12 protein-coding genes and 1 pseudogene are annotated in these 11050 nt (G+C 35.6%); 1 reads left to right on the plus strand and 12 read right to left on the minus strand.

Annotated elements, in window-relative coordinates; all coding sequences use genetic code 11:
- From CRG87_RS07045 to CRG87_RS07095, 11 genes are all read right to left on the minus strand, one after another.
- Positions 1–695 (minus strand): amino acid ABC transporter substrate-binding protein (locus tag CRG87_RS07045; RefSeq protein ID WP_101138718.1); only part of this gene is annotated, 695 nt, incomplete at its 3' end.
- Positions 696–713: 18 nt separating this feature from the next.
- A complete protein-coding gene (locus CRG87_RS07050) occupies positions 714–1367 on the minus strand; it encodes an amino acid ABC transporter ATP-binding protein (protein ID WP_074426166.1) in 654 nt (217 codons plus the stop codon).
- 15 nt (positions 1368–1382) lie between these two features.
- Complete coding sequence (locus CRG87_RS07055; protein ID WP_074426167.1) at positions 1383–2024, minus strand: amino acid ABC transporter permease; 642 nt, start codon at positions 2022–2024, stop codon at positions 1383–1385.
- A 213-nt stretch (positions 2025–2237) separates the two neighbouring features.
- Complete coding sequence (locus CRG87_RS07060; protein ID WP_046308050.1) at positions 2238–2924, minus strand: deoxynucleoside kinase; 687 nt, start codon at positions 2922–2924, stop codon at positions 2238–2240.
- A gap of 11 nt (positions 2925–2935) precedes the next feature.
- Positions 2936–3586, minus strand: coding sequence for a deoxynucleoside kinase (locus CRG87_RS07065; protein ID WP_046308048.1), 651 nt, complete (start codon positions 3584–3586; stop codon positions 2936–2938).
- 271 nt (positions 3587–3857) lie between these two features.
- Positions 3858–4358 carry an Asp23/Gls24 family envelope stress response protein gene (locus tag CRG87_RS07070; RefSeq protein WP_074426168.1) on the minus strand — a complete coding sequence of 167 codons (501 nt, stop codon included), beginning with the start codon at positions 4356–4358 and terminating at the stop codon, positions 3858–3860.
- 20 nt (positions 4359–4378) lie between these two features.
- A complete protein-coding gene (locus tag CRG87_RS07075) occupies positions 4379–4567 on the minus strand; it encodes a DUF2273 domain-containing protein (protein ID WP_074426169.1) in 189 nt (62 codons plus the stop codon).
- A gap of 11 nt (positions 4568–4578) precedes the next feature.
- A complete protein-coding gene (gene amaP / locus CRG87_RS07080; RefSeq protein ID WP_074426170.1) occupies positions 4579–5133 on the minus strand; it encodes an alkaline shock response membrane anchor protein AmaP in 555 nt (184 codons plus the stop codon).
- Positions 5134–5295: 162 nt separating this feature from the next.
- Positions 5296–6021, minus strand: a complete 726-nt coding sequence (locus CRG87_RS07085) for a glucosamine-6-phosphate deaminase (protein ID WP_074426171.1) — start codon at positions 6019–6021, stop codon at positions 5296–5298.
- 185 nt (positions 6022–6206) lie between these two features.
- Entirely contained in the window at positions 6207–8552 is a 2346-nt protein-coding gene (locus CRG87_RS07090; protein WP_074426172.1) for an ABC transporter ATP-binding protein/permease, read from the minus strand.
- Between the two features lie 180 nt (positions 8553–8732).
- On the minus strand, positions 8733–9821 hold the full coding sequence (locus CRG87_RS07095; protein ID WP_074426173.1) for a YdcF family protein: 1089 nt from the start codon (positions 9819–9821) through the stop codon (positions 8733–8735).
- 256 nt (positions 9822–10077) lie between these two features.
- Here CRG87_RS07095 and CRG87_RS07100 point away from each other — a divergent pair, with 256 nt between their 5' ends.
- Positions 10078–10755 (plus strand): CPBP family intramembrane glutamic endopeptidase, encoded by a 678-nt coding sequence (locus tag CRG87_RS07100; RefSeq protein ID WP_074426174.1) that lies wholly within the window; start codon positions 10078–10080, stop codon positions 10753–10755.
- Between the two features lie 80 nt (positions 10756–10835).
- Here the strand turns inward: CRG87_RS07100 and CRG87_RS07105 are convergent.
- Positions 10836–11050: pseudogene (locus CRG87_RS07105) on the minus strand (heavy metal translocating P-type ATPase); the annotation flags it as partial.

Consider the following 11050-nt stretch of genomic DNA (forward strand, 5'->3'; position numbering starts at 1 on the left):
ATACCAACGCCAAATTGTTCCTTTGGAAAAGAACTATCAATTTCAGTGAATCGTTCAGGATGCTTTTGACGCGAAATATAGTAATTAGCATAGGAACTATCAATCAACAAGCCATCAATTCGACCTGCGTTTAGATCGATAAAGGCGTTAGTAAAGGAATCATAGAGAATTGGATAGTGGTCTTTAATTCGGTTAGCAAGTACCTTTGGATAATTCGTGATGTCATTGTAACCTGATGAACCAGATTGGGCGCCTAGTGCTTTATTTTGCATGTCTTTAATGCTGTTAATGTGATTTTTCTTCAGTGCAACTATGACCTGTGTTGTATCCAAATAGGTTTTACTAAAGTTGACTTTTGCCTCTCTAGCGGGAGTTTTACTGAAACCATTCCAAATTACATCAATTGTTCCATTTCTTAATTCAGTTGTATTCATTGACCAATCAATTGTTTGGAAGCTGACCTTGATACCATATAATTTAAAAACTGCATTAGCTAAGTCAACGTCATAACCGATTAGTTTTCCGTTTTTTTGTTGAAAGTCCATTGGAACAAATGTGTCGTCAACACCAACAACTACATAGCCTCGATCCTTAATATGAGTCCAATTGTCAACTTTGTTAGCTTGTCTGCTAACGGAAATACCGCTACAAGCGGACAGAGTAAGAGTAAAAAAGATGGTGGCAAATAATGCCATTAGACGTTTGCATTTCACTTAATCCACCTTCTTAAAATCTAACGCTTTAACCGTGAAAATTTGATCAGCTACTTGATGAGCAAAATCCATATCGTGTGTAACAATAATTTGTGTCATCTTATTATTGTTTTTCAGTTGTAAAATAATTTCGCCGACTTTGGCACGTAATGCAGGATCCAGTGCTGAGGTCGGCTCATCATAGCATAGAATTTGTGGCTTCATTGCTAATGCTCGCGCAATCGCAACTCTCTGTTTTTGACCACCAGACAGCTGATATGGATACAGTTCTTCTTTGCCAGTTAAGTCTAGATCGTGAAGCAATTGCTTAGCTGTCTGTAGAGCCTGGCTATTATCTTCTTTTAAAACCAATCTTGGTGCGAGTGTGATATTGTCAATGATGGTCAAATTGGGAAACAATTCGTAACTTTGAAAAACAACACCAGTAATTTGATTATCTTTACTTGGTTCAGTTGGATCAAATTCTTGATTGTTCCAGAGAAACTGACCAGAATCGACTTTTTCTAAGCCACTAAGGCAACGTAGAAGAGTTGTTTTGCCGGCACCCGAAGGTCCGACTATTGCTAATATCTCTTGATCGAGAATTGTTAAGTTTAGCTTATTTAAAATTGTTCGAGAGCCAAATTTTTTAGTAATATTCTTTAATTCAAGCATGAATCATTCCCCTTATTATTTCCACTTAGAGTAACTGTGTTCGATTTTCTTTAAAATAAATGATGCAATACCGGTCATTAGTAGATAGATAATACCAACTAGAACTAAGGGCACAAGGGTAACGTCTCGTGCAGTTGCAACGTTTCCTGCACGTAGGAGTTCACCCAAGCCAATAACATAAACAAGGGAAGTGTCCTTGACTAAATTGATTACTTCATTGCCAATTGACGGTATAACAATTTTGCTTACTTGGGGAATAATAATATGTCGCAAAGTTTGCCATTTTGTGAGCTGCAGAACGTGCGCACTTTCATATTGGCCGCCTGGCACAGACTGAAAACCACCACGGAAAATTTCTGCAAAGTAAGCAGTATAGTTTAAGATAAAAGCGAATAAGGCAGCATTGTATCGTTGAAAAATGATGCCAATGATTGGCAGTCCATAAAAAATAAAGATTAGTTGTAGTAACAATGGCGTACCACGCATAATCCAGATATAAAATTTTAAAATAGCACGTATAATTTTAAAATGTGAGATTAAACCCAAACTAACAATGATTCCAAGTGGGATAGAAATGATCAAGGTCCATAAGAATAGAATCAGGGTCATTTTAGCTCCAGAAAGTAGAGAAGGCATGATTGAGATTATATAATTCATCTTATTCTCCTTTAAAGCGTAAATTGAAATAATGAGCAAAAAATTACATTTATGACAGAATAGCACATGTTTTTTTAATAATAAAATGGTAATAGTGTAAAAAGTTATTTTAGACTGCTCAGCAAGAAATTTAACAAAACAAAAAGCCGTTTTTTAGACTAAATATCTAAAAACGGCTTTTCACTACAATATGCAAGTTGATTGCTTTACTGATTATGCATCGAGTTCGACCTTGGTTGGCTTATCCCATGATTCAGGTAATTTACCAATCTCTTTTAATTTATCGACAATTTGATTTAAAACAATCTCACGATCATGTTCATTGGTCATAAAATCAAGCTCATCACCATTAATTTCCATTTTAGGTGAATAATCATATTTTTCATACCAAGGCTTATAATAACGTAATAGTCGTTTGTAATAATCTTCAAGCGTTGAATCATAACTAAGCTGTTCGTACGGGCGACCACGCTTTTGAATACGTTTAAGCATCGTCTCGTATGAAACATTGATATGGACGAGCAAATCAGGGTTCTTTTTTGGCATATTTTTGAGCTCATTCATCATATTGTTTAAAAGCTCATAGTAAGTGTCAACTTCTTCTTTAGTTGCACGTCCAATATCGGCATTCATTTGGAAGAAGAGTGCATCTTCATAAATAGAACGATCAAGCACGTTATTATCGTCGGTTAATGCGTCCTTAATGCTGCGAAAACGTGTATTAAGGAAAAACACCTGAAGCAGAAATGCATATTTTTTAGGATCAGCGTAAAAAAGTGGTAAGACTGGATTATCGTCAACACTTTCGTAAAATGGCTTAGTTCCTAAATATTTGGCTAAAATACTGGTTAAACTGGATTTACCGGCTCCAATAGGGCCACTTAAAACAATAACTGTCATCACGTTCCTTCTTATTCTAGACTGCCAATTTCACGCAGCTTGCTATCTATCTGGCTTAAAACTTCCTTTTTAGCATCTTCATCACCGATAAAGTCATACTTATCACCGTCAATTACAATCTTAGGTGAAGCATCATACTTTTCGTACCAAGGCTCATAATAGCGAATTAAGCGTGCATAGTAATCTTTCAGACTGGGATCAGTCGAGATTTGCTCATAAGACCGACCACGCTTCTCGATACGTTTTAGCATGGTATCTAATGATACACGGATATAGATCAAGAGATCCGGCTTTTTACTAGGATTTCCTGGGGTGTCTTCCATCATGTTTTCAAGTAAACTGTCGTAAATCTTAAATTCGGTAGGATCAGCGACATTGCTTTCCGCATTCATTTGGAAAAAGAGAGCATCTTCGTAAATAGAACGGTCAGAAACACTGTTTTTCTCTTTAACTGCTTGATTGATTTGCGCTAACCGGTGGTTAAGCAGATAGATGTTAAGCAAAAAAGTGTACCGTTTCATATCCTGGTAATATAAAGGAAGAACCGGATTACTATCAACGCCTTCATAAAAGGCTTGAGTTCCTAAATGTTCAGCTAAAATACTGGTTAAACTGGATTTACCGGCTCCAATAGGCCCGCTTAAAACAATAACTTGAATCACACTCTTTCTTAAATACAATATATAGATTAATATCTAGTTTAATACGAGATATAGTGGTAAACAAGAAGAAATTTAATTTGCATTGGGGCAAAAATGTCAAGTGATTTTGCATAATGCAGACCAAAAAATCTGCTTATAGTTTAATAAAGATATGTAAATATATATTTTTAGAAAAAAGATTTTGGAACTGTTACACGTGAAACTAAAAAACAAAAAAGTGAAGTGCACTGTTTGAAGCACTTCACTTTTTGAATAGATTGGTTAAGATGCGCTACTTAACGCGATCTTCTTTCTTTTCTTCTTTTTTATCTTCAGCCTTATCTTTTTGTTCGTCAATCTTTTCTTTGGCGTCTTGAGTGGCACCGGTTAGACGATCTTGCAGGCTGACAGAGTCCTTTTCATGCTCTTCCTTAGTCTTGATATCAACTACAGTAACGTTAACTTCAACAGTATCCAAGCCTGTCATTTCTTTAACCTTGTCATAAATCTTTTGTCTAATTTCATCATAAAGTTTAGGAATGTTAGTGCCATATTCTGCAACGATTTCAATATCGACAGCGACTTGTTTTTTACCCACTTCGACGTTAACACCATTAGTTACGTCATCACTGTTAACAATCTTATCAGCTAAGTTGGAGAAGAAACCGCCATTAACAGTTAATAATCCTTTAACGTCTGCCAAAGCAATGCCGACAATCTTTTGGATTACTTTAGAGTCATATGTTAAGTCGCCTTTAACTTCTTGTTTTGAGTTGTTGTTATTTTGTACCATAATGATTAAATTCCTTTCATTTAATGTTGTTGTTTACTTACCAAGCTTTTTAGCAGGGGCCAATAATGCCCAGCTAGAAAGCCTAATACTAGTAGCACAATGACAAAAATAGTTTTAAAAAAGCCTAATCCCAAAAAACAAAATGCTAGTAACAAGCCGATTACTGCACCGCATATTTCTGGGAGGTGTTCCTGCAAAATTTTATTCATTTTTGCCTCCTTTATTGAACGCGTGTCTCGGGCTTATCAGAGTTTTGATAGTTAACAAACTTAATTTTGATTTTTGGTTTCTGCTCGATTCCCAAAAGTTGACTAAGATCACCTTTAAGCTCTTCAAGGTATTGCTCAAGAACAGCGTTAACGTTGTCGCCATGTCCTAAATTGCCACTAATCCTGATTTTGATTTTATGATTAGTAAGCTTAGAATCAACTTTTGCCTTATTGATAAAAGGTAGTTCAGATAAAGAATTCATGACGTAACCGTTAATCGCCTTACTATTAACTCTGACTTGTCCATCGCGCTTATGAATTAAGGTGAAGTAGCGCTGAACTGGCCAGAATAGAATGATTAATAAACTAATGATTAAAGCCAAAAGAACAATGGCACTAGCACCGATTAGATACCATTCGAAAATAGGATTTAATGTACCCAATTTGGGGATGCTAAGCCTTAAATACTTTTGCCAAAAACCGCTAGTTTCCCATAAGAGATAAATTGGCAGAGGCAGTAGTAAAAGCAGAAAAACTACCAGTAACCATTTTTTACTTCGTTTCAATTTATCACATCCTCTCATGCTCTAACTTAATCATAATACGGATTATTTTGTTAGCGTTAGTGATATGCACCTGTTTATATACAGCGCTAACACGAAATATTAGTGGCACAAAAAAACGATGCAAGTTTGCATCGTTTTTAATCTGTTAGTTAAGTTGTCTAATTAGTTCTTTGATTCTTCACTGAGCTTGCTTGCAGCAGCATCGTCAATAATTAATGTGACATTAGAGTGATTTTGCAAAACGGAAGCAGGAACGTCTTCAGTTACAGGACCTTCGACCATTTTCTTAATGGCATCAGCTTTATTTTCACCAAAAGCCATAATAACGATTTCCTTTGCACTCATGATGTTAGCAATTCCCATACAAATTGCTGATTTTGGCACATCATCAATATTGCTGAAAAAGCGTGAATTAGCTTGAATAGTGCTCTCAGTTAACTTGACTTCGTGAGTAACAGAGTCAAAAGAAGTACCTGGTTCATTAAAAGCAATATGACCATTTTGACCAAGACCTAATAATTGAATATCAATTGGGTTTTCTTCAATGATCTTGTTGTAGTCATCAGAAGCACCTTGAGGGTCGTTAATGGCTTTAATACCGTCTGGAATATATGATTTCTTGAATGGCTTCTTGTCAAAAAGATTTTTTTGCATAAAGTAGTGGTAACTTTGATCATTATCAGGAGTTAAACCAGTATATTCATCAAGGTTGATACTAATAAGATTGCTATTATCAAGATCACTTTGAGTCCATTCGTTGTATAGAGCTACAGGGGTAGAGCCAGTTGCTAAGCCGATTACCTTAGCACCATTGTCAATGCTCTTTTTAAATAGCTTAAAGCCTTCAGTACTACCGTTTTCTTTGTTGTTTGTAATGATAATTTTCATAGTTGAGCCTCCAATTAAGTTAAGTTCATTATAAATTGGTATATGCCAATTTGTCAATTAGCTTTATTAAATTTTTTAACTGCTGACGCGTTTTTAACTAAGGCCAATTTTGATAACAAAAAAGTCTCAAATAATGTTTGTTTCACATGTAACATTATTTGAGACTAATTAAATGAAATTAGCGACTATTCACTTCTTAGTGCAATTGCGGCATCTTTCTTAGCTGCCATTCTTGCAGGAAGATGTCCACCTAGCATCGTTAAGATAGTAGAAATAACAATTAAAATCAAGGCGTGCACAGGATTTAATTGAGCAACATTTGCTAAGTCAGTCATTGAATATAAAATGCTGTTGATAGGGAAGATGAGTAGTTGAGCAATTACTACACCTAAGACACCCGAGAATATGCCAAGGATAAATGTTTCTGCATCAAAGACGCGTGTGATGTCTTTCTTACGAGCACCTAAGGCCTTTAAAATACCAATTTCTTTTGTTCGCTCCAAAACTGAAGTGTAAGTTAAGATACCAATCATAATCATTGAAGTGACAAGTGAAATGGCTGCAAAGGCAATTAACACAGCCGTAATACCACTTAACAAACCACCTGTCATAGAGGTAACGGCACTAGACATGTCAGTGTAGATGATTTTATCTTGTTTCTTTTTACCCTTATTCCATTGATCAAGGTAATCTAAGACTTTGTCTTTCGAATCAAAATCATTTGGATAAATCATGATACCGGCAGGAAGAGAAGAACCGCCAATCGATTGCATCATCAGCTTTTTAGCACTGGCATTCATGTTTTGCCCAGTCATTACATTACGGTCAGATTTCTTTTGTGCCTTTACAATAGCTGAATTTTGATTCTGCTTGATAACCTTAACAGCTAAACGATCACTATATGCAATTCCGCTTGATAATAGAGCCATCGAATCCTTATTCTTTGGTCTTATTACACTAACAATGCGTAACTTGATTTTGCTATTGTTGTACATTGCCTGGTTAGGTTTTTGTGGCACAAACATACCAGTAGGCAGTTCTTGATAATAGTCATTATTGTCGACTACTTTGAATTCTTTACCAATTAACTTATTAAAATTAAGTTTCTCATCTGCCTTAACTTTAATGCCCAGGTTTTTCAGAATGTTAATGTTAAGGGAGTTCTTGTTATCAACGACCATAACTAAATCAGTTGGTTTGGATGGCCAAGCGCCAGATAGTAATTGGTAGTTATCCTTTAAGAAGTTACCTTTTTTCTTATCTAATGAGGTTGGAAAGACGGTTGACCCCATAAAGGACATGCTTGCTGCTTGAGACTGCATTTGCTCGTACGCTTGAGAAGCAGCTGTACCAGCAGGTAGCGGTGAAAACTGAACGGGCTTAACCTTACCATTTTCCTTACCAATTAAATTGAGGTTAACACCAACTTGATAAGAAATATTGTTAGCATATTCAGGATTAATCTTCTTTACGTAATCGACGTATTTTTGCGTAATTTTATTTTTATGTGCCGATTGCTGTAACTTGTCCTTTTTAGCAGTTAAATAGCCACGATTTTTAACGTTCTTTTCTGAATCATCACGGTCACTGATACTATTAACGTCCGTGGCCGTTTGCGAGATTGTAACAGGATATTTGGCAAGTGCCTTACTCATTGTGGTATCAATTTGCTTCTGAAAACCATTGGATAGCGATAAAACGATGGCAATAGAAATGATACCGATGCTTGAAGCAAAAGCTGTTAAAGTTGTACGACCTTTTTTGGTCATAATGTTGGTAAAACTTAACTTGATAGCATTCCAATAAGACATTTTAGTACGCTTCAAGTTGAAAGTGTCTTTTTCATCTTCTGGTGTGAATGGATTTGAATCATCTAAAATTTTACCGTCTTGGAAGTTAACAATCCTAGTTGCGTACTCCTTTGCTAGCTCCGGGTTGTGTGTGACCATGACTATTAATCGATCTTTTGACAAGTTCTGAATTAGCTTCATGATTTGTTCAGAAGTCTCGGTATCGAGAGCACCAGTTGGCTCGTCACAAAGTAAAATATCAGGATCATTTGCTAAGGCACGAGCAATTGCTACACGCTGCATTTGCCCACCAGATAGTTGGTTAGGATTCTTCGAAATGTGATCTTTTAAGCCGACTTGTGTTAAAGCATCAACTGCACGTTGGTGTCTTTCTGAAGCAGGAACACCAGATAAGTTCATTCCTAATTCAACGTTGGCAATGATTGATAGATGTGAAATTAGATTGTAATTTTGAAAAACAAAACCAACCGAGTTATTACGATATGCGTCCCAATCAGTTTCTTTGAAATTCTTAGTGGATTTACCATTAATAATCAAATCGCCGCTATCGTAACGATCGAGTCCACCAATAACATTTAACATTGTCGTTTTACCAGAACCGCTGGGACCTAGAATTGCGACAAATTCTTGATTGCGAAACGAAATTGAGACATCGTCCAACGCCTTAGTCGTAGTATCACCAACGTGGTAAGACTTACGCAAGTTTTTTAATTGAAGCATGAGTTATTTCTCTTTTCCTTTTTATTAATTCATAAAAATAATTTGGCACTTATAAATAAGTAACACTAAAATTCTTATTATATTAAGCCAATTAGTTAAAAAAAGCCATCCTCAATTTAATTTTTTTAAATTTAGCAACTAAAAAAGTCTCTTAAACAAATTAGAGACTTTTTTCCTGAGTTATTGCGCGATTTTAGTATATTGCAATAGTGCATATACTAGGAAGAATAGAATTATTAAGCCAATCACTATGATATGACGTTTCTTATTGGTAACCAAAATAGCTGCAAATTCGCGAACAATTGCATTGGGTAAGAAATAAAATCTTGTATATGAACCAACTCCGTTTGCATTCAGTCCAGCCGCTTTAGCAAATAAAGCGGCACGAAAAATATGGTAGTTATTACTGAAAAATTTGGCACGATATTTTTCGCCGCCAAAGTCTTTTGCTGCTACTTTGGCTGAAAATTGCATATTTTGGTAAGTATTTTTTGATTTATCTTCTAATAAGATAGATTCAGGACTAATACCACGACCGATTGCGTATTCGGCCATTGCTTTGGCTTCCGGAATCTTTTCATCTCCTCCTTGACCACCAGACATAATTAATTTTGGCATTTTCCTTCCTTTGTCGACCTGTTTTTGCGCATATTGAATTGCTCGATTAATGCGACTAGCAAGAAGCGGGGTAACAGTCTCACCTTTTGCTAAGCCAGCCCCTAAAACAATGAGGTAGTCTTGATTATATTGACGTGGTACAAATTGGTAAAGTGCTAGGTTAATAAGAAAGTTATAAGCGACTAATAATAGGTAGTTTACTACTGCAGAAGGTGTATATATTAAAGTCTTTTGCCAGGAAGGCAGTTTGCTAAATGGTGCAATAAAAATAATTAACCAAGAAACAAGTAATGCAATACCAATGAAGAGTGTCAATAAATTTGATAGCGTATGTGCTTCTCTTTTCCAGACAAAGTAAGCATTCCACAAAAAGAAAAGCCAGGAAAAGGTGGTTACTAGCGTAATTATGGCAATTATCAACACAACAATGACTTCGTAGGTTAAAATCAACGGCCGCAAACTGGTCGAAAGAACAGCAACAGTTAACCAGACACCGAGCAAGAGAAGAAAAATTGTGAATAATATGCCATTAAGTAAACGGCGTGGTTCTTTAAGCCATGAAAGTAAAAAAATGGCTAAAGAAGCCAAAACAATTAGTGACAAATAAATAAAAGGCTTGTTTTGAGTAAAAAATTGAACAAAGTTAGACATATTTTCCTCCTACAAGAGATATTCTAACCTTATTATAGATTAGCTAGGTTAAAAGTCATAGTAATTGACTAAAGCAAAATACCCGTTGTGTTCACTTTAAAAATTATTCCCTAGGAAATATTCTGGTATACAAAAAAACTGCATGGAATCTATCTAAGGTGACCTAATGATAAGATATTAACGTCAGTATATGATAATATTAGTAGTTAAAGTCTGAAAATCACCACCACTTAATGTATGAAGGAAGAAAATACTAATGAAGAGATTTTTTTATTTCCTGGGTAATATTGTGACAATTATTGTGTCATTTTTTATCTATTCACTCATTCAACTGCTTTATTTTTATCCATTTAAACTACAACGAAAATATCATTTGGATAGTAAGCTCTTTATTGCCATAACTATCTTATTCACTATTATTGGCATATTAATTGTTTATGGAATGTATCGCAGACAATTAAAAAACGAAAATGCTTGGAGGTTTAATAGGAAACCTCATTGGGATTGGCATCGCCTTTTGCTTTCTTTTATCGGTGCCATCTTGCTCGTACTGGTTAACATAGCTGTTCAGGCTGCATTGGGACTTAGCACTAAGACAACATCAGCTAATCAGTCAGCGCTAGATGCATTGGCGCGACAGGCAGGTGATTTTTATAAGCCAATGATTGTTTTGATAGCACCAGTTTTTGAAGAGACCATTTTTCGGGGTATGGTGTTCAACACTTTTTTTGCAAAGGAAACTCCTTTAAATAGATGGGTAGGAATAGTATTTAGTGGTTTTCTATTTGCCGTCCTTCACGATTCGGGCTTTACGAAGTATATTTTTGTTTATTGGGCGCTTGGGTGTGTACTTGCATGGATTTATACCCAGACAAAGGATTTGCGTTACTCAATTATTGCCCATATGCTGTATAACTCCCTCGGTTTTCTCTAATAATGGAAGAAATAAAAAAGAAAGGTTAAAAACCTTTCTTTTTTGCTTTAGTAGTAAGTATGTATTAGTTTTTAGTCAAACTATTCTTTAGCAAGAAGACCTGTTTGCTTAGGATTTTTAGGTTTAGTTTTGGCTAAAAGAGCCAAACTGATTGAAATCATGTCAACGACTTCTTGTAAGATGGCGCCCCAGAATGCTGGAATAACACCAGTGAATGCAACTAACTCGATAAGAATAACAATCGTGATAGCAGTCAAAACATCAACGTTTGCTACCTTCATTGTATGTTTCGAAA

The organism is Lactobacillus apis (assembly GCF_002837055.1).
Classification (GTDB): domain Bacteria; phylum Bacillota; class Bacilli; order Lactobacillales; family Lactobacillaceae; genus Lactobacillus; species Lactobacillus apis.